This is a genomic window from Enterococcus sp. DIV0876 (assembly GCF_050529585.1).
Taxonomy (GTDB): Bacteria; Bacillota; Bacilli; order Lactobacillales; family Enterococcaceae; genus Enterococcus_D.
Genome location: NZ_CP172882.1, coordinates 1,707,501 through 1,727,305 on the forward strand (window position 1 = coordinate 1,707,501; position 19,805 = coordinate 1,727,305).

The 19,805-nt window shown below is 41.9% G+C and carries 18 protein-coding genes and 2 rRNA genes (1 of these 20 only partly in view); 5 read left to right on the forward strand and 15 right to left on the reverse strand.

The window, feature by feature from the left end; genetic code table 11:
* The 7 genes from IGI41_RS07930 to IGI41_RS07960 all read right to left on the reverse strand — a co-directional run.
* Positions 1–890 (reverse strand): 23S ribosomal RNA (locus IGI41_RS07930) (it extends 2,025 nt beyond the left edge of the window).
* A 229-nt stretch (positions 891–1,119) separates the two neighbouring features.
* Positions 1,120–2,679: ribosomal RNA gene (locus IGI41_RS07935) — 16S ribosomal RNA — on the reverse strand.
* Together the 16S and 23S rRNA genes form the textbook arrangement of a ribosomal RNA operon.
* Positions 2,680–3,221: 542 nt before the next feature.
* Positions 3,222–3,407 (reverse strand): hypothetical protein, encoded by a 186-nt coding sequence (locus tag IGI41_RS07940; RefSeq protein ID WP_430609218.1) that lies wholly within the window; start codon positions 3,405–3,407, stop codon positions 3,222–3,224.
* Positions 3,408–3,503: 96 nt separating this feature from the next.
* On the reverse strand, positions 3,504–4,022 hold the full coding sequence (locus tag IGI41_RS07945; RefSeq protein ID WP_430609220.1) for a GNAT family N-acetyltransferase: 519 nt from the start codon (positions 4,020–4,022) through the stop codon (positions 3,504–3,506).
* Positions 4,023–4,045: 23 nt separating this feature from the next.
* Entirely contained in the window at positions 4,046–4,987 is a 942-nt protein-coding gene (locus tag IGI41_RS07950) for a dihydroorotate oxidase (protein WP_430609221.1), read from the reverse strand.
* Between the two features lie 364 nt (positions 4,988–5,351).
* A complete protein-coding gene (locus tag IGI41_RS07955) occupies positions 5,352–5,681 on the reverse strand; it encodes a metal-sulfur cluster assembly factor (RefSeq protein WP_430609222.1) in 330 nt (109 codons plus the stop codon).
* A gap of 73 nt (positions 5,682–5,754) precedes the next feature.
* The gene (locus tag IGI41_RS07960; RefSeq protein WP_430609223.1) at positions 5,755–6,690 is read right to left on the reverse strand and encodes a YitT family protein; all 936 of its coding nucleotides are present in this window, start codon (positions 6,688–6,690) and stop codon (positions 5,755–5,757) included.
* A 154-nt stretch (positions 6,691–6,844) separates the two neighbouring features.
* Between IGI41_RS07960 and IGI41_RS07965 the strand changes: the two genes are divergently transcribed.
* The gene (locus tag IGI41_RS07965; RefSeq protein ID WP_430609224.1) at positions 6,845–7,336 is read left to right on the forward strand and encodes a YajQ family cyclic di-GMP-binding protein; all 492 of its coding nucleotides are present in this window, start codon (positions 6,845–6,847) and stop codon (positions 7,334–7,336) included.
* 44 nt (positions 7,337–7,380) lie between these two features.
* Here the strand turns inward: IGI41_RS07965 and IGI41_RS07970 are convergent, their stop codons facing one another.
* From IGI41_RS07970 to IGI41_RS07980, 3 genes are all read right to left on the reverse strand, one after another.
* Complete coding sequence (locus IGI41_RS07970) at positions 7,381–9,834, reverse strand: ATP-dependent DNA helicase (protein ID WP_430609225.1); 2,454 nt, start codon at positions 9,832–9,834, stop codon at positions 7,381–7,383.
* Positions 9,835–9,968: 134 nt separating this feature from the next.
* A complete protein-coding gene (locus IGI41_RS07975) occupies positions 9,969–10,349 on the reverse strand; it encodes a phage holin family protein (RefSeq protein WP_430609226.1) in 381 nt (126 codons plus the stop codon).
* 80 nt (positions 10,350–10,429) lie between these two features.
* The gene (locus IGI41_RS07980; RefSeq protein ID WP_430609227.1) at positions 10,430–10,963 is read right to left on the reverse strand and encodes a hypothetical protein; all 534 of its coding nucleotides are present in this window, start codon (positions 10,961–10,963) and stop codon (positions 10,430–10,432) included.
* 403 nt (positions 10,964–11,366) lie between these two features.
* On the opposite strand from IGI41_RS07980, the gene IGI41_RS07985 reads away from it, so the two are divergent.
* The 3 genes from IGI41_RS07985 (at position 11,367) to IGI41_RS07995 (ending at position 13,681) form a co-directional block, all read left to right on the forward strand.
* A complete protein-coding gene (locus IGI41_RS07985; protein ID WP_430609228.1) occupies positions 11,367–11,987 on the forward strand; it encodes an MBL fold metallo-hydrolase in 621 nt (206 codons plus the stop codon).
* A 29-nt stretch (positions 11,988–12,016) separates the two neighbouring features.
* On the forward strand, positions 12,017–12,721 hold the full coding sequence (locus tag IGI41_RS07990; protein WP_430609229.1) for a histidine phosphatase family protein: 705 nt from the start codon (positions 12,017–12,019) through the stop codon (positions 12,719–12,721).
* A gap of 126 nt (positions 12,722–12,847) precedes the next feature.
* Complete coding sequence (locus IGI41_RS07995; RefSeq protein ID WP_430609230.1) at positions 12,848–13,681, forward strand: undecaprenyl-diphosphate phosphatase; 834 nt, start codon at positions 12,848–12,850, stop codon at positions 13,679–13,681.
* A gap of 40 nt (positions 13,682–13,721) precedes the next feature.
* Here IGI41_RS07995 and IGI41_RS08000 read toward each other — a convergent pair whose 3' ends face one another.
* Positions 13,722–14,345: a DUF47 domain-containing protein gene (locus IGI41_RS08000; RefSeq protein WP_430609231.1), complete on the reverse strand. Its 624-nt coding sequence runs from the start codon at positions 14,343–14,345 to the stop codon at positions 13,722–13,724.
* A 13-nt stretch (positions 14,346–14,358) separates the two neighbouring features.
* On the reverse strand, positions 14,359–15,414 hold the full coding sequence (locus IGI41_RS08005) for an inorganic phosphate transporter (protein WP_430609233.1): 1,056 nt from the start codon (positions 15,412–15,414) through the stop codon (positions 14,359–14,361).
* A gap of 237 nt (positions 15,415–15,651) precedes the next feature.
* On the opposite strand from IGI41_RS08005, the gene rpsT reads away from it, so the two are divergent.
* Complete coding sequence (gene rpsT, locus IGI41_RS08010; protein WP_054116817.1) at positions 15,652–15,906, forward strand: 30S ribosomal protein S20; 255 nt, start codon at positions 15,652–15,654, stop codon at positions 15,904–15,906.
* A gap of 47 nt (positions 15,907–15,953) precedes the next feature.
* Here rpsT and holA read toward each other — a convergent pair whose 3' ends face one another.
* Genes holA through IGI41_RS08025 form a run of 3 tightly spaced genes read right to left on the reverse strand, consistent with a single transcriptional unit; the run spans position 15,954 to position 19,726 of the window.
* Entirely contained in the window at positions 15,954–16,979 is a 1,026-nt protein-coding gene (holA, locus tag IGI41_RS08015) for a DNA polymerase III subunit delta (RefSeq protein WP_430609234.1), read from the reverse strand.
* A gap of 25 nt (positions 16,980–17,004) precedes the next feature.
* Positions 17,005–19,257: a DNA internalization-related competence protein ComEC/Rec2 gene (locus tag IGI41_RS08020; protein ID WP_430609235.1), complete on the reverse strand. Its 2,253-nt coding sequence runs from the start codon at positions 19,255–19,257 to the stop codon at positions 17,005–17,007.
* Positions 19,238–19,726, reverse strand: a complete 489-nt coding sequence (locus tag IGI41_RS08025; protein ID WP_430609236.1) for a ComE operon protein 2 — start codon at positions 19,724–19,726, stop codon at positions 19,238–19,240. Before IGI41_RS08025 ends, IGI41_RS08020 begins: the two co-directional genes overlap by 20 nt.
* Between the last annotated feature and the right edge of the window lie 79 nt (positions 19,727–19,805).

Genomic DNA, 19,805 nt, shown 5'->3' on the forward strand with positions numbered 1-19,805 from the left:
TTCTCAATTCCGAGGCTAGCCCTAAAGCTATTTCGGAGAGAACCAGCTATCTCCAAGTTCGTTTGGAATTTCTCCGCTACCCACACCTCATCCCCGCACTTTTCAACGTACGTGGGTTCGGTCCTCCAGTGCGTTTTACCGCACCTTCAACCTGGACATGGGTAGATCACATGGTTTCGGGTCTACAACAACATACTCATTCGCCCTATTCAGACTCGCTTTCGCTGCGGCTCCGTCTCTTCAACTTAACCTCGCATGCTATCGTAACTCGCCGGTTCATTCTACAAAAGGCACGCTATCACCCATTAACGGGCTCTAACTTGTTGTAGGCACACGGTTTCAGGATCTATTTCACTCCCCTTCCGGGGTGCTTTTCACCTTTCCCTCACGGTACTGGTTCACTATCGGTCACTAGGGAGTATTTAGCCTTGGGAGATGGTCCTCCCGGATTCCGACGGAATTCCTCGTGTTCCGCCGTACTCAGGATCCTCCTAGGTGTTATCCAAATTTCGTCTACGGGGTTTTTACCCTCTTTGACATACTTTTCCAAGTATTTCGACTATCTGAATAGACTACCATATCGGAGTCCTACAACCCCAACAAGCAAGCTTGTTGGTTTGGGCTTTTCCCGTTTCGCTCGCCGCTACTCAGGGAATCGAATTTTCTTTCTCTTCCTGCAGGTACTTAGATGTTTCAGTTCTCTGCGTCTACCTCGACTGTGCTATGTATTCACACAGACGTAACATCCTATAAAAGATGCTGGGTTTCCCCATTCGGAAATCTCTGGATCATAGCTTACTTACAGCTCCCCAAAGCATATCGGTGTTAGTCCCGTCCTTCATCGGCTCCTAGTGCCAAGGCATCCACCGTGCGCCCTTATTCACTTAACCTTTGACCTTACGGTCGGTTTTTCAAGCACTTCTTCTAGCGATAGAAGGTTACTTGACTAAAATAAGCGTTGAACTTATTAAAAAACTCTTTTTTTGTTCAACTCGGTGTGTGTTACTTGTTTTGATTTCTTCAATATCCAGTTTTCAATGAACAATACTAATTTTGAGAGTAGACCTCTCAAAACTGAACAAAGGCAAACGATGTGTAGTCTTCCGAAATATTCCTTAGAAAGGAGGTGATCCAGCCGCACCTTCCGATACGGCTACCTTGTTACGACTTCACCCCAATCATCTATCCCACCTTAGGCGGCTGGCTCCAAAAAGGTTACCTCACCGACTTCGGGTGTTACAAACTCTCGTGGTGTGACGGGCGGTGTGTACAAGGCCCGGGAACGTATTCACCGCGGCGTGCTGATCCGCGATTACTAGCGATTCCGGCTTCATGTAGGCGAGTTGCAGCCTACAATCCGAACTGAGAGAAGCTTTAAGAGATTAGCTTAGCCTCGCGACTTCGCAACTCGTTGTACTTCCCATTGTAGCACGTGTGTAGCCCAGGTCATAAGGGGCATGATGATTTGACGTCATCCCCACCTTCCTCCGGTTTGTCACCGGCAGTCTCGCTAGAGTGCCCAACTAAATGATGGCAACTAACAATAAGGGTTGCGCTCGTTGCGGGACTTAACCCAACATCTCACGACACGAGCTGACGACAACCATGCACCACCTGTCACTTTGCCCCCGAAGGGGAAGCTCTATCTCTAGAGTGGTCAAAGGATGTCAAGACCTGGTAAGGTTCTTCGCGTTGCTTCGAATTAAACCACATGCTCCACCGCTTGTGCGGGCCCCCGTCAATTCCTTTGAGTTTCAACCTTGCGGTCGTACTCCCCAGGCGGAGTGCTTAATGCGTTTGCTGCAGCACTGAAGGGCGGAAACCCTCCAACACTTAGCACTCATCGTTTACGGCGTGGACTACCAGGGTATCTAATCCTGTTCGCTCCCCACGCTTTCGAGCCTCAGCGTCAGTTACAGACCAGAGAGCCGCCTTCGCCACTGGTGTTCCTCCATATATCTACGCATTTCACCGCTACACATGGAATTCCACTCTCCTCTTCTGCACTCAAGTCTCCCAGTTTCCAATGACCCTCCCCGGTTGAGCCGGGGGCTTTCACATCAGACTTAAGAAACCGCCTGCGCTCGCTTTACGCCCAATAAATCCGGACAACGCTTGCCACCTACGTATTACCGCGGCTGCTGGCACGTAGTTAGCCGTGGCTTTCTGGTTAGATACCGTCAAGGGATGAACGTTCTACTCTCATCCTTGTTCTTCTCTAACAACAGAGTTTTACGATCCGAAAACCTTCTTCACTCACGCGGCGTTGCTCGGTCAGACTTTCGTCCATTGCCGAAGATTCCCTACTGCTGCCTCCCGTAGGAGTCTGGGCCGTGTCTCAGTCCCAGTGTGGCCGATCACCCTCTCAGGTCGGCTATGCATCGTTGCCTTGGTGAGCCGTTACCTCACCAACTAGCTAATGCACCGCGGGTCCATCCATCAGTGACGCAAAAGCGCCTTTCAACTTTCTCCCATGCGGAAAATAGTGTTATACGGTATTAGCACCTGTTTCCAAGTGTTATCCCCTTCTGATGGGCAGGTTACCCACGTGTTACTCACCCGTTCGCCACTCTTTTTCTTTCGGTGGAGCAAGCTCCGGTGAAAGAAAAAGCGTTCGACTTGCATGTATTAGGCACGCCGCCAGCGTTCGTCCTGAGCCAGGATCAAACTCTCATAATGATTTGTTTGAACGATCCAAAGGATCGTTAAGCTCATAAAAATTAACTTTTGCTAGCTATTGCTTGCATGTATTTGCTTCATATAATGAAGCGTCCTACACATTGGTTCGTTTGCTTGCTTTGTTCAGTTTTCAAAGGTCTACGTTGTTGCGTTAGCAACTTTTATATCATATCAGAGTGACAAGCGATTGTCAACACTTTTTATAAAAGTTTTTTTCGCTCGTTGTTTTTTCAACAACGTTGCGGCTGCCTTAGCAACTTCATTATGATAACAAATGACTTGTTATTTGTCAACAACTTTTTTCAATTAATTTGTTGTCATATCAACAACCGTTAATCGTTTTATTTTTGCGACTCAGTTATAATATCATCTGTTTTGCATTTGGTCAAGCACTTTTTCAAAAGTTTTTGAAAAGTATTTTTTGACCCGTCGGCGTTTTGCCAACGTTGATAACTTTACCATTCCTCAGATGAAAGAGCAAGCTTTTTTTCAGAAATTATTTTCACTGTTACTAATACAAAAAAACTACCCGTGAAGGTAGCTTAGTCAACATCGATTGTTCTAAAACGTATTTGATTGTTTTCATCACGTTTTAAAATGGTTTCTTCTTTTAAGTAGGCAAATTTTTTCTCACTAAGTGCTGGATTTTCTAACATTTCTTCATATCCGGTAAAAATATCTTGGATATATTTTTTGTAGGCTTTTTTCTTTTTGATTCTTTTTTTCATTTGGCACCGTCCTTTACGTGCTTATCTTAGCAAGTCCTCAAGAATCTGACAACTAAAAATAGTGTTTTATGATAATTTTATTACCTACTCGATAAATCAGATCAATTTTTGGTAAGCAAGTCGTTCCCCATTCGGGATCGGAAATTCGATATGTCCGCAAAACGAATAACCAGCAGCAGTGATATTTCTTTGCATCGCTGTGTTTGCTTGGTACGTATCGATCCTCAGATCAAAAACACCTTTATTTTTTGCAACTGCTTCTAATGCCTGCAATAGTTTCGCACTTAATCGCTGCCCTTTGAATTGCGGATTGACGACAACACGATGAATAGACAAGTACGGGCCGTCGCCTACCCACTGTCCTGCTTGAATGGCCGTATAGACTGGATCAATACCTGAAACCAACGCTGCACTTGCAGCAATTTCTCCATGCGATACCAATACATAACTTTCCTGCTTTAGAATATCATCTCTGATTTTTTCTTCAGATGGTCCATATCCATCTTGCCATTGTGGTGATCCTTGTGCACCCAATGCAGCAATCCCTTCATTGATCAAGCGCATCAATGAAGGCAAATCCGCTACCGTTGCTTGACGCAATTCGAACAATGCCATCTTTCCTTCTCTCTTTTTTTCAGTTAGTCCGTGATCGATTTTAACTTTCCTTGGAACTCAGAAATGCTTTGATAGCCTTTATCTGCCATAATAGCCGACAACTCATTGATCAAGCGATCAAAAATCGCTGGTCCTTCTTTATGCAATTCAGTACCGATCTGCAGCATGCTTGCGCCACACAACAAATGTTCGTATGCGTCTTGACCAGTACGAATACCACCAGTACCTATAATTTTGATTTCTGGTTTCAATCGTGTATAAAAAGCTCGGACATTAGCTAGGGCAGTTGGCTTGATATACGCACCCCCCAATCCACCGAAACCGTCTTTGGGTTTAATCACCACTGTATCTGAGTCCGGATCAATAAACAGTGCATTCCCCACACTATTAACAGAATTGACATAAGCAAGAGGAAAGCGATTCAATATCTCGGCCATTTGATCAAAGTGTGCCAAGTCAAAATAAGGCGGTAGCTTCACACCCAGCGGTTTAGTAAAAAATGAAAAAACATCCGTCAAAATAGACGCCGTCAATTCAAAATCATACGCGACTTGCGGTTTGCCGGGCACGTTCGGACAAGAAAGATTCAATTCAGTGATGCCTTCAAAGGCACTGTTTTGAATTTTCTTCAATAAGGTTATATTTTCCTCAACACTCATCGCTGCTACCGAAAAAAAGAGTGGCGAACCTTGTGGTAGTTCGACCTGCTTTTTGATAGCATAGTCCAAATAATAATCTACACCACGATTAGGTAAGCCCATCGAATTGATACTGCCTAAATCAAGATCCATATAGCGTGGTTCAGGATTTCCTTCTCTGGCTGAGATTGTCGCGCTCTTAGTCACAAATGACCCTGCTTTAGAATGCGCCAGTTCTTCCATTTCTTCTATTGTCATACAATGAACACCTGAAGCATTCATAAAAGGATTTTGATATGTGTATGGCCCAAAATTTGTTGTTAACATGGATACGATCCCCCAATCTTTTCAAATAGTTTACCTGTAAGGTCATGAAAAATCAATGGTGATAGGGTGAATTTGAACGAGTGTAATGCTGGAATATTCGTCTTTTGATATAAAAGACCATTTTTAGACACAACTATAGTTGACCCGTGAATAAAGTTCATCCTTTGTATCTACTGGTACGAAAGATTTTTCGCTCAATCTTCTTTATGTTCATTCACAGAACCTAATCCATATAGATATTGATACTACCTCTGATGACTCAAAAAACAAAAAAACTCTCTTACCCACTTTCTGCCGTGAGTAAAAGAGTTTCGTTTATCATACATATTCAAACGGATACCCGTCGATTCATATTTGTTGATCCCTAACGAATCCCCAAAGCAATCCGTGCATAGCGGCTCATTTTATCGGTCGTCCAAGCAGGGTACCAGACCAATTTAACTTCTGGATTGGTGACTTCCGGCACATCTGACAAGGCTTCATGGATCGATTCAGTCAAGACGTCGGCTAACGGACAACCCATTGTCGTCAAAGTCATTTTGATGACTGTATGACCCGTTTCACCATCAAACTCCACTTCATAGACCAACCCTAGATTGACAATGTCAATACCAAGCTCGGGGTCGATCACGGTTTCTAACGCAGCGAGAACACGCTCTTTGATTGCTTCCACTTCTATTTCTGTATATGCCATAGATGGTGACCTCCTTATTTCTTGTAACAAATCATACCTTCTTTTGTCTTGTTTGTAAATGGACAATCGTTGATCAAGGTCGGGTCTTTTTGTGAATCTTCAACTCAGGGAAAACCCCCGTTGTTTTAAACGTTCGTTGTTCATCATCTGTCGCAAATCGACCGGTGATTGATTGTGTCGGCACAAAGTTGATAAAAGCATTACCATCTGCTTCAAGGACCGCTTGCTCTAAGTCATACATTTCATAGCGGGTCACGACCATCATGATCATATTGCCCGGCACGCCGGAATACCCTCCAACAGATGGAAATAAAGTCATTCCGCGAAAAATATGTTTCGAAATATTTTTGCCCACGGCTTCCGCATTGGTGGTAATGATCATGGCCGTCACCTTTTGATGACTGGTATGGAGCATATCCACGACATAACTCATAGCAAAAATCGAAATAATGGTATACAAAGCACTTTCCCATGAGAAAACAAACCCAGAAACCATGACAATGATTCCATTTAAGATAAACATATATTTGCCAACCGTTTTACCAGTCGTCTTTGATAAAATCAAAGAAAGAATATCCAAACCACCAGTAGTGAAGCCCATTTTTAATGAAAAGGCCACACCAACACCTAATAACACACCGCCAATCAACGCATTGACCAAAATATTATCCGTTATTGCCCCTTGCGGCAGAACCATGGTGAAAAGCGAGACAACGACAACATTGATAAAACTAAGCCATGTAGACGATTTACCCAATTTAATAAATCCTAAGACAAAAATCGGCAGATTCAAAATAAAAATGAACAAACCTGTACTTAAATGAATACCAAAATGGTTCCAAGCCAACGCAACGATCAATTGCGCGACCCCATTCATACCGGCAGACAAGACTTGTGCTGGTATCAAAAAGAAATTCAATGCAACAGCAGCCGTGATGCCCGAGAGCAAGATGACCCCTATTTTCTTTAATTGTTCAGATTGCTGATGTTTCGTTAATAACTTACTCACACGCACTTACCTCCTTCGCTAAAAAATCTCCTTCCAAAGAATAGCAGTTTGTGTCAAAAATTGGAACAATTATTTGCAAAAATTTACTTTTGATCCCCTGATTCTTTACAGTCATGGTAGAATAAAAACAAAGCCTTAGAAAGGAGAATGAATCATGGCAAAAGATGCAAGCTTTGATATCGTTTCAGAAATCAACACAGAGGAAGTAAAAAACGCCATTCAGCAAGCAGAAAAAGAATTAAAAAACCGCTTTGACTTTAAAGGTTCTACCGTTGAGATCAAAATGGATGGTGCTAAACTGACGGTGGTCGGTGACGACGACTTCAAAGTGGAACAAATCAAAGATGTTTTGTTCGCAAAATTAATCAAACGCAGTGTACCTACCAAAAATATTCAGTTTTCAGATACTGAACATGCTTTAGGTGCAAAGGCCCGACAAACTGCTGAAATGATCAATGGAATCGATAAGGAACAAGCCAAGAAAATCACTACTGCTATCAAAAATGCAAAATTAAAAGTCAAAACACAGATTCAAGACAATCAAATTCGTGTCACTGGAAAAAGCCGTGATGACTTGCAAGAAGTCATTCAGCTTTTACGCAAATTGCCTTTGACGATCGATTTGCAATTTACAAACTATCGTTAGTCCAAAAACAGTCGCTGACCAAATAACTGGCAGCGACTGTTTTTTCATTCCGCCCAAAATGCCTGCAACTGATGACTGATATCATCTGGCTTGCTGACACGTTGCGCATGTTGCCAATGCATGGGGAACAAGGATTGATATACTGGCGTTTGAAACCGTTGGTCCAACAGGAGAACTACACCCCTATCCATCACATCACGTATCACACGACCAGCTGCTTGCAGCACTTTATTCATCCCTGGCAATTGATAAGCATAGGAAAAGCCAGCATGATTTTTTTGATCATAATAACTACGGATCAGTTCCTGTTCATGATTGATTTGCGGCAAGCCGACACCAACGATGGCTGCACCAATCAATCGTTCCCCTTTCAAGTCGATTCCTTCAGAAAATATACCGCCTAAAACGCAAAATGCAAGCATCGTCTGTTTTTCTGCGCCTTCTTTCATTTGTCCGCCAGGTGTAAAGCGAGTCATAAAGGCCTCTCGCTCAGATTCGTCCATGGCTGTTCCTTGGATCAAAATGTCGACATCAGGATACTGCGATGAAAATGCCGCCGCAACATCATCTAAATAACGATATGAGGGGAAAAACACCATATAATTGCCGACCTTTGCTGCAATCATCCGCTGGATAGCTTCTACGATCAGAGGCAAACTGGCTGTTCTTTGGTGATAGGTTGTTTGGATATAATCAGCAACCAGTATTTTTTGTTTCTCTGGTGGAAAGGGACTAGGCAACCGATACCGCAAGGCATCTTCTCCACCCCCAAGTACTTCTTGATAATAAGGCAACGGAGAAAAACTAGCCGAAAACAAGACACTGGATTTGCCTTTATCTAAAACATTGTTTAAAAAAGGCGCTGGATCCATACAAAACTGCTTGATCCGGATATCATATGGCGTGATTTCCACTGTTGTTTCATAATGATCATCATAAAACTCGCTGATTTTCAGGTAGTGATTGACTTCAAAATAACACAATAAAACCTCTTCTTGTACTGGATTTTCTTCATTTGCCGGCAACCATTCCTTCATTATCTCTGCCAAGCGGTTCAATTGCTTCAGCAATGTTTCATGCGGTGCTGCCTGATGATGATAAACCCACCCTTCTTCTTTGGCGAGGGCTGCCACTTGTTTGAATTCTTTGTCGACCTTGGTCACAGCTCGCTTCAACTTTGCTTGCTCTTTGGGCAGTTTTTTGCTCAACTCTGAAAATAGTGCCCGTTGCAAGGTTGCTGAATACATCTCCTTTGAACGGTTGACTAAATTGTGGGCTTCGTCCACCAAAAAGAAATAATCTTCTTCAGGTTCTTCAAAGAAACGGCGTAAATAGACCGTCGGATCAAACAAATAATTATAATCACCAATAATCACATCACAAAAAACACTGACATCCAGTGATAGCTCAAATGGACACACAGTATGTTTGCGCCCGTAAGACTCAATGATGGATCGGGTAATTTGATTCTCATGATTCAAAAGATCCCATAATGCTTCATTGATCCGATTGTAGTATCCTTGTGCATACGGACAATGTTCAGGTGTGCAGTTTCTCTCTTCCAAAAAACAGATCTTATCTTTTGCAGTGAGCGTCACACTTTTGGTTTCACTGCCTGTATCAGCTAGCTGTTGCAAGGCATCTTCAGCAACTTGGCGGGTAATGGTTTTGGCAGTCAAATAAAAAATACGATCCCCGCCTGCTTCTCCTAACACTTTTAACGCCGGAAAAATGGTCGAGATCGTTTTTCCAGTACCAGTAGGTGCTTCGGCAAACAATCGTTGCCCTGTTTTCAACGTTTTGTATGCCGCCGCAGCTAACTCCCGTTGTCCTTTGCGAAATGACTCATATGGAAATTGCAGCAACTGCAGTGACGTATTACGGACTCTGCGCCAGTTTTCCTCGAAAACCATCCATTTATGATACTCATTCAGCAAATCTTCGTAAAAAGAGGTCAAGTCTGGAAACGAAAAACTTCTGCGGGTACGCGTAATGATTTTCTCTGTTGTCTGATAGTACGTCAATTGCACATCGATATGTTCCAATCTTTCCTTTGGTGCATCCTTGTCCGCTATTTTTTCTTGTAAACCAGCAGATGGATCCTCTTCTTGCGTGTGAGCAGTCTCATCATTCTTTTGCAGCAAAAATAAATAGGCATATACCATTCCTTGCGCAAAAAACAGATCGATCTGATCCGATGGAATATCCTCGTAAAAAGGCTCTGATGTTTTGATCTCGTCTATCACCCAGCAGGCTTTTTCATGATCATAAAAAAGACCATCAGCCCGGCCTTCGATGGTGATTTTGTCTTTACCAACTTGACTTTCACGCTTAAAAAAGACTTCTTTTTGATAGGCTTCGCCAGCTTCTTTTTGCAATTTCCGATGGATCCGTGCACCTTCTTGTGCCGTATGGTTGCTCACCCGGCGACTGTCGATATCTCCTCTACGCAAGATAAATTCGACTATTTTCCGGACTGCTACTTTTCCTTTATACACGTCTTCACCTTCTCGCTTGTCATTATAGCTGAAACCCTGATTTTGTTAAAGCGAACACAATAAAAAGACTGCCCCGTAGACAGTCTTTTTATTGTAGAAACCAAAAATATGGCATCTTAGCCAGCATCCTTGCATTACTGATCCGCTTTAAATGTCTTCTTTATTTTTTGAAGCAATTCTCGGAAAAATGAAACGTCGATACCCATTCGCTGATAATTTTCGAATATCGACAGCAACTCCATCCATAAATAACCGCTGTACAACACGTAGAGTAGTGCTGTACCTGATTGAATCGGGATCAAAAAACTGATTGGAATAAAAAACAGCAACAAGACAATACTCGCAACTTTCCGTAAAATCCCGTTGATTCCTTGACTAGATGTCAAGGTTCCAGTCATAAAAGCCGCGAGACAACCACTTATAAAATCAAGGATCATCGCCGTACAGAGCAATGACAACAAATACAGAATTTTCTCCTCTTGCAGCAACGTCAACAATGCGTTAAATGACAACATAAAATTCCTCCCTTTACATGAAACAACGTATGCAATAGGAGGAAAGTAACAATGATTTAAAAATTTTGATTGACTATCGATCATTCATCTACTTGAATATCATAGCGGACACCATTTTCATCAACAGCTTGTTTTGTTTCAGGATCAAAGATAAAAGTGAAGGTTTGATCATCGGTTTTAAATATTAAGCGATCATTTTCAATCATGTAAGAAGCCTTTGTAAAGTCCGCTTGATAGATTTGATAAGGATCATCCGTCATTTTAAGAGATGTATGCGAAAAATGTCTGTCAAAATCGTCATTGATTTGTTTTTCATAGGCTGTTGCACTTTGCGGGTCTGCCACAGAATCATCTTCTATATCTGCCATTGGCAAATATTGTTTGACGATCGTCAGCTTGTTCTCATGAAAATCATAAACACCTTGGCTTTGGGGGAAAGAGGGACTTTCCGTCTGAATCAACATCATATCGCTCTCGCCATTGACAACAGCAGGCGACGCTGCTGAGACCGGTGCTTCAGTTGAGTGATTGATTGCCAGCTTTTCTTCACCGCAACTGGTAAGGATGGCCCCAAAAATAATACTCATCAAAAGAATACGCACAAATTTCTTCATCGAAGACACCTTCTTTCATCAGACAGATTTATCATCAGATTCAATAAAAAATATGAAAAATTGATCGAGGAAAGCCATAAGCAGACTCTCCTTCAGAAATCACTTACAGTATAACAGGCCGCCTTTCAGTAAAGGGTTTTCTAAGAGAAATTTTCGGAAGCACACGCTATTTATGACTATATTTCTCACTGAATTATTTTTTAAGGGAGCTTTTTTTCACAGAATCTTTATTTTCTTTTACAGAAGTCTTTTGGGTTGACAAAAGCAAAAAAAATCATCCGCTAAAAAATGAACTTGAACGGACAAATCCCCCTCTGAATAAAAACCTTTCTTTGTTTCAGCGCCGCATTTGAGCTATACTAAAGGTGGACAAATTTTCTTATTTGATTTAAGGAGGTTCTACATGAAAATCATCGGTTTAGTCACAGGCCCTGTACAAGAAAATTGCTACCTTATTTGGGATGAAGATACATTATTGATCATTGATCCAGGCGCTGAAGCAGCAAGACTGATCAGTGAAATCGACAAGATAGCTGTTGCACCACAAGCCATTTTGCTGACCCATACCCACTACGATCATATTGGGGCGGTCGATCAATTGAGAGATTATTACAACGTCCCTGTTTATGTCAGCCCGTTGGAACAAGAGTGGTTGAATGATCCTCAGAAAAATCTATCAGGGCGTCATCCAGACCTTGGTGCCATTACTGCCCGACCCGCAGAATATCTGTTAGAAATGAAAGACTACCAAATCGGTGATTTTTCTTTCCGTGTCGTACCGACACCCGGGCACTCGATTGGCAGTGTCAGCTTCATATTTGATTCTTTTGTCGTTTCAGGTGATGCACTTTTTAAAGGCAGTATTGGGCGAACCGATCTGCCAACCGGAAACTTAGAACAATTACTTGAAAGTATTCAAAGCCAATTATTTGTTTTACCAAACCAAATGGCTGTATATCCAGGACATGGCGAACCAACAACGATTGAAATCGAAAAACGAACCAATCCGTTTTTCAATCAGTAAAAGACGACAGTGAAACGGAGGAATATGAAATGGCCAAAACAGAGCTTTATGTCGTGCGTCACGGCAAAACAATGTTCAATACGCTCCAACGCGTACAAGGATGGTGTGATACGCCTTTGACCAAAACCGGTGAACAAGGGATTCACTATTTGGGTCTCGGTTTAAGAGATGTTGATTTCACAGAGGCTGTCTCCAGTGACAGTGGACGGGCGATTGAAACTATGCGTCTGATATTAGGAGAACATGTCAAAGGACCACAAATTCCATATCATATCGATAAGCGTATTCGCGAATGGTGTTTTGGTTCTTTGGAAGGCGGCTATGATGCCGAAATGTGGGGTGTGTTGCCAAGGATCTTGGACTTCCCTGACTACGATGATATGATTGCAAACCATGTTACTTTTGAATCGATTGCCAATGCGATTTATCATGCAGATACTGCCAACTGGGCAGAAACATACGAGGTGTTAACAGAGCGGGTCAAAACCGGCTTTGAAGATATCGCTTATCGTGTCGAAAAAAAAGGGGGCGGTAACGCATTAGTGGTTTCTCACGGTATGACGATCGCTTTCTTGCTTCACTTGATCAACAATGAAAACAACGTGCGCATGGATATCGAAAACGGTTCTGTCACTCGTCTCATTTACGAGAATGGCACATTTTCGATTGCTGAAGTGGGATCAACCGCCTATATCAAAAAAGGGCTTACCCTCTCGCAAGAACTCTTATCATAAGATAGTGACACGTTTTTAGAGCAGTTTTCTTTTGAAAATCTGCTCTCTTTTTTTGAAAAAGATTGGTATTATTCAGTATAAACGGTATACTGATAATTGTATTTTGTTAAAGAAAGGAATGACGCAATGTTTTTTACTAACTTCATAAAAGCGATTCTCTTTGGGATCATTGAAGGAATCACTGAGTGGCTGCCTATCAGCAGTACCGGTCACTTGATCTTAGCTAATGAATTCATCGGTTTAGACGTAACACCAGAATTTATGACCATGTTCAATGTTGTGATTCAACTAGGTGCGATTTTAGCAGTCGTTTACTTGTATTTCCACAAATTGAATCCATTTTCTCCCCAAAAAAATGCGCTTGAAAAAAAGAATACTTGGACATTATGGTTCAAAGTAATCGTGGCAGTCTTGCCATCCGTCATCATTGGTTTGCCATTGGATGATTGGCTAGATGCCCATTTCTATAACTTCTTATCCGTATCGATCGTCTTGATCATTTATGGCATTGGCTTTATTGTGGTTGAAAAAAGAAACAAAAATCAAACACCGAAATGTACAGATTTGAACCAATTTACCTATAAAGCAGCATTGATCGTCGGTATGTTCCAAGTATTGGCACTTATTCCTGGCACTTCTCGTTCAGGAGCTACGATATTAGGTGGGATTTTAATTGGCGCTTCTAGATTTGTTGCCGCCGAATTTTCTTTCTTTCTAGGAATTCCAACAATGTTTGGTGCAAGTGCGCTGAAAATTTTTAAATTCTTAAAAGACGGAAATGCATTTGATCTACAAGGAACTGTAATCTTATTGACAGGAACGATTGTCTCATTTATTGTTTCAGTTCTTGCAATCCGTTTCTTGATGAACTACATCAAACGAAACGACTTTACAGCTTTTGGCTGGTATCGAATCGTGCTTGGTGTCATCTTGATTGGTTATTGGTTGATACAACTATAAAAAAAACTGTTTCCAGGGATTTCCTTGGAAACAGTTTTTTTTAAGTATTTTTGATCACCATGCCATCAATGATATCGACAGCACCTTCAGTGTCATTGATAATCGACTCGAAACGATCATAGATGTCTTTCCATTTGATAATTTCCAAGACATCTGTTTCATCAGTAAATAATGCTTTCTTCATTTGCGAATACAAAAGATCCGCCTCTGATTCAATAGTGTTGACATCAGTGATCATTTTACGTAACGTTTTTGAGTTTTTGAATTTAGGAAATTCTTTTAAAGCGATTTCGACACCTTGGGTTGCCTGAGTGATCATTTCTGCAAAACGGCTGGTTTCAGGACGCAAAGATTTGATGACTAAGTTTTCAAATAAATAAGTCAAACCCATGATCCCATCTAAAATATCATCTAATCGCTCCGAAATAATCAAAATATCTTCCCGATCGATTGGTGTGATAAATGAATCGTATAACTCATTGGTCAATGCAGCAATCACTTTGTCGCCTTCTTTTTCCAATGCATGAATCTCTGCAGTTGCTTCAGCCAAAGCAGTTTCTGAATAATCATTGATCAATACAAAAAAACGTTGTGCAGCCAGATGTCCATTCGTTGCCAATTGTTCCATCGCTGCAAAATAATCAAAACTTTTTTTACGTGCCATTACTTTCTCTCCCTCACAAAATAAGCAATAAAACTTTAACCATTACAAATGCAATAACTCCACAACCCGGAAATGTTAAGATCCAAGCATAGATCATTTCTTTCACGATTCGCCAATCAACACTGGAAAAGCGTCTTGAGGCTCCCACACCCATGATAGCCGTTGTTTTGGTGTGCGTTGTTGAAACCGGGATCCCAAAAACAGAAGACAAAAACAGACAGATTGCTGCAGTCACATCTGCTGCAAATCCTTGGTATTTTTCCAATTTGACCATATCCATGCCCACGGATTTGATGATCTTCATCCCGCCAACGGATGTACCAACACCCATTGTCAACGAGCATAGCACCATGACCCACAAAGGAATGGCAAAACCGCTGCCACTTTTTTCGACGATATCATTGTAGTAAAGGCCTAGCATAAAGACCCCCATAAATTTCTGGCCATCTTGGGCGCCATGCAAGAAAGCATTCGCACCAGCTGCAATCGCTTGGCCAACGGTAAAGATTTGATTGGCTTTGCGCCTTGGTGTACCACGAAAAAGCCAAACGATCAGCTTCGATATCAAAAATCCACCGATAAAACCCATTAAAGTAGAAACGACCAAACCAATCAACACCTTGATCCACTCGTTCCCATTGACAGCATGTAGCCCGCCTAACGCCATTGCTGCACCAGTTAAACCGGCGATCAACGCATGAGATTCACTTGTAGGGATCCCAAAATACCAAGCGGCAACCGTCCAAACAACGATCGAGAACAACGCTGCTGCTAACGCTATTTGCGATACCCGAAAACTGCCTCCTGAATCAAAAGTTACAATATTGCTGATTGTTTCTGCAACTTGTGCATTAAAATAAGTCATGACTAGAACACCCAAAAAATTCATGACAACAGCCATACCGATCGCAACATTCGGTCGCAAAACCCTTGTGGAAACTGCTGTTGCGATTGCATTTGGTGCATCTGTCCAACCATTGACGAAAATCACGCCTAACGATAAGACAATCGTGATAAACAAAGCGATACTCACATTAAACCCTCCATTTGAAAATTCCGAAGTTATCATAGCATAGAAATTCACCGTTGTGTAAATTTTTTGTAACTATTCAATAAAAAATGTGTAAAGATACACTTAACGGCCTAAATTCAAATGAAATCCCCATTTAATTTGCTTTTTTTTCGTGTTAAGTAAAATTTCTTTACAACTTTTATTGCAATCGTCAAGCGCATTAGGTATAATGACTAGTGTTGATTTATACGTTTTTTCAAACGTAATTGAACTTTTTTTTCGGAGGTGAAATACATGCCAAACATTGAATCTGCAATCAAACGCGCGCGTACAAGCGAAGCGGCTAATGCGAAGAATTCATCTCAAGTAAGCACAATGCGTACAGCAATCAAAAAATTTGATCAAGCTGTTGAAGCTGGTGCTGATAACGTAGATGCGTTATATAAAGATGCTGTTAAAGCAATCGATATGGCTGAGACTAAAGGATTGATCCACAAGAACAAAGCTAGTCGCGACAAATCTCGTTTAAGTAAAAAAATTGCCAAATAAGCAAATTAAGAAAGGCGAAGCAATCTTTGATTGCTTCGCCTTTCTTTTTATCTTCTGCTTTTTCCATGTCGTAAAACAAATAATTGAAATAAAAATTCCTTATCCATTTGGCCACTTTTGACCTTATAATCATTTTCGATCAATTCATCGTATAAACGCGCCAAGGTCTCTTGCGACAATCCTCTGGCTTGTTGCATCGCTAATTTGACGCGATAAGGATGTATACCGATCGTTTGCGCGATATTGGCTTGCTGATAGCCCACTTTCATCAGGATCGCTGTCTGCAGCAACAAACGGACTTGGCTGATCAAAATGGCATTGATCTTGATGGTTTCTTCTCCTTGCAGCAGTAAATCATCATACAAACGCAAAGCTTCAGAAACGTTGCCTTTTAGCACATCACTTGTCAGTTCAAAGACATTATGTTCCAAAGTTTTTGGGATCAATTCCTGTACGATTTCTTTCGTGACCTTATGCCCATTGCCTGCGTACAAACGTAATTTTTGCAATTCTTGCATCGCTTTTGATAACTGCAGATCCGTTAAACGCAAAAACAAATCAAAGGCTTCTCGCGTCATTTCAATACCGTCATTGTTCATGGTTTGCTGCAAGTAATTGCGCACATCGTTTTCTTTCATCGGTGAGGCATCGATAACTACGGCTGCTTTCTTCAATTGTTTGGTAATTTTCTTACGTTCATCCATTTTGTCTGCTAGAACAAATAAAACCATGACAGCTGTTGGTTCAGGTGATTGGATATAATTGATAAAATCCTCTAAGTCATGCTCAGGTACACTGCTTTTTTTTTCTGCGGTCAAAAAGAACGGTCGATCGACGAAAATCAATCGTTGATCGCCAAAAAAAGGCAAAGATTGCGCTTCTTGGATCACCAAATCAATAGGATCTTTTTCCAAATCAAAAGCGGCAAAATTCAAATCATCTTTTGAGACAGCAAATCGGGTCAAAAAAGCCTCTCGAACTTGATCTTGTAAGAAGGTCTCGCTGCCGATCACCATATAAATGGGTTTCAATGTGTCGGTACGAATTGTTTGCAGTGCTTTTTGTAAATCCATTGTCTCCCCCACTTTCATCACTATCCTACCATTCCTGATCGTCTTCGTCTAGCCAAGTTCGCAAGGTCAGCTGCTGTTTTTCTGACCAGCTGAATTGAATCATGCCATCATGATCCGTTCGAAGAACAGATGTATTCATCAATATATCAAGGACTTCTTGATGTGGATGACCATACCGATTGTCTCGACCGCAAGAAACGATCCCATACTGCGGAGCCACGTCTTCGATAAAAGCCTGCGCAGTGGATGTTCGACTGCCATGATGTCCCAATTTCAAGACGTCGATCTGTAAATTAGGGTATTGAGACAACAGGGCAAGCTCACCAGCTTGATCTAAGTCACCTGTAAATAGAAACGGGTGCGGCCCAAGATGCGCCTGCAATACAAGGGAATCTTCATTTTGTCCAACACCGTATGCCGGTGCCAACACTTGTAAAGGCAGATCGCGGCCAATCACTTGGCCAACTTCTGTCCAAATCACTTTGGTTGTTTTTGGCATATGGGTCAATAACTCAGCCACACGTGGATCTTCTTGGCTGCCGGGCACCAAATAAAGTGTCTGGACTGGGATCGTCTGCATCAAGAATAATGCATCCCCTATATGATCCGTATCTCCATGGGTCAAAAATAGACCAGTGATCTCGTTGATGCCTTCCCCTTTCAAAAACGGAACCAATGAATAAGCAGCACCAGCTTGGTAGGTACGCTGTTGCCACGACTCTCTTTCAAATCCTAACGTACCCCCGGTATCAATCACAAAAACCTCACGATTTCTTTTCCCTTGTATGACGATACTGTCTCCTTGCCCTACATCGACGAAGGAAACCGTCGGAACCACCAGCGACTTTTGATAAACGCATGGCAATATGATCGTCACCATAAGCAAAAGGATCCATTTTTTTTGTTGATAACAAATCACACCGATCATGGTACAAATGAGAGCAACCGGTAACGATAGAGCGCCGACCGGCAAGGATAAGTGATGCAGGCTGCGCAAACCACTCTCTAACAAACTTAAGAAAGTTTCTGCAAAGACAAATAATGGCGGCAAAGAAACAAACAAACTCAAACCAAAAAGCAGCAAGGCACCCGGAAGCAAAACCATTGTCATCAAAGGATAAAACAAAACTGTCGCGAGTCCGCCAAACAAAGGAATCTCAAAAAAAAGACTCGCTAAGACCGGTCCCGCCACTAGCGTCAACAACAAACTACGCAGTATTGGATGGACACGCGGTTTGGCACTGTTGGTCATTAACAATAAAAAGGTCATCAGCAAGCACAATTGACCAGACATTTGCAGCAAAATTTTTGGCTCAATGAATAATAGGATCGTCAAAATAATACCGTAGCGATCACTTGCCGACCACTTTTTGGCACGTTCTGCTAATTGCTCATTGATCATAAAAACAAAGACCGCTCTAATGACACTGATGCTGCCGCCAAACAACACAACCGCACTACCTAAACAGCACAGGATAGGCAGCAGCATTTCCTTTCGTGTAAAATGCAAGCGCCGAAAAATATATGTTAGTTTTTGAAAGAAGAATGCAACGTGCATCCCGGAAATCGTAAAAAAATGGAGGAGTCCACTACCGCTGAACAAATCACGAAGTGCTTGAAACTCATGGTCTTTATAACCAAAGAGCAACGCATTGATATAGGTACTAAGCTGCGGGGAAAAAAATCCTTGCACATGACTGATAGCAGCAGCACGCCATTTTCTCAGCGGGAACAATGAAGCATTATTTGTGGTCTTTTGCCACTCAGCCAACTCGATGGTTCCTAAAAAAGAATGATTGGATAAAAAAGATCGATAATCAAAAGCATGCTTATTACTAGGTCGCTGAGGATGAACCAGCTGTCCATTCCCCATAAGTATCACATGCCATTCTTGGCGTCTTTGCCATTGCTCTTTTTCTGATTCTGTTTGGGTTCGAACTCGAACCATCACTTTACCAGCTGTAACCTCCCCTTCAAACGTCACCAAGTCCCCATTGATTTTGATCGTATCGGGTCGGACCTTGATTGCGCCACTGAAAGGACCTTCAGCTACTAAAGGCGTTTGTGTCCAATAGACACGCAATGAAATCCCTAGCATGCAAAACACTACCAAGCCACACAAAAAAGCTTGTCCTCGCAAGACAAGCATCAAAAAATAATAGACAGCGATCAGGGCAAGCCAAACAGACTGCGTCTGATAAGCAGTGGTCAGACAAGCCAAGATCACACCAAGAAAAAGATAGGAATCCGTTTGCTGCTTATCGATCAGCCACTTCATTCAATACGCCAAAAGATAATTTTTCGAAATAGATGGGATCAAGCACAACTTGGTGGACGGTAGCACCAACTTGTTGAATCAATTCCATCGCATAACGATCATTTCGATAGTCATTCAGATAATGGATTCTTTTGACCCCTGCCTGCAAGATTGCTTTTGTACAGGGCAAACAAGGAAAATGTGTAACATAGATCTCAGCATTGTCTGTTGAGACCCCTAATTTGGCGCATTGCAACAGCGCATTCATTTCAGCATGGATCGTCCGAATACAATGATTATCCACGACATGACAGCCTTCATCGATACAATGAACGTCACCGCTGACAGACCCGTTGTAGCCTCCGGCAATAATACGCCGATCTTTAACAAGGGTTGCGCCGACTTCTAGTCTTGAACAAGTACTACGTAAAGACAATAGTACCGCTTGCGCCATAAAATATTGATCCCAGGGAATTCGATTTGTCTGCATGAGGTTACTCCTTTTAGTTTCGATTAATTCTATTCTAATCATTTTTCATCTTTTTTCAACCGTCATTTCTTGGAGTTTA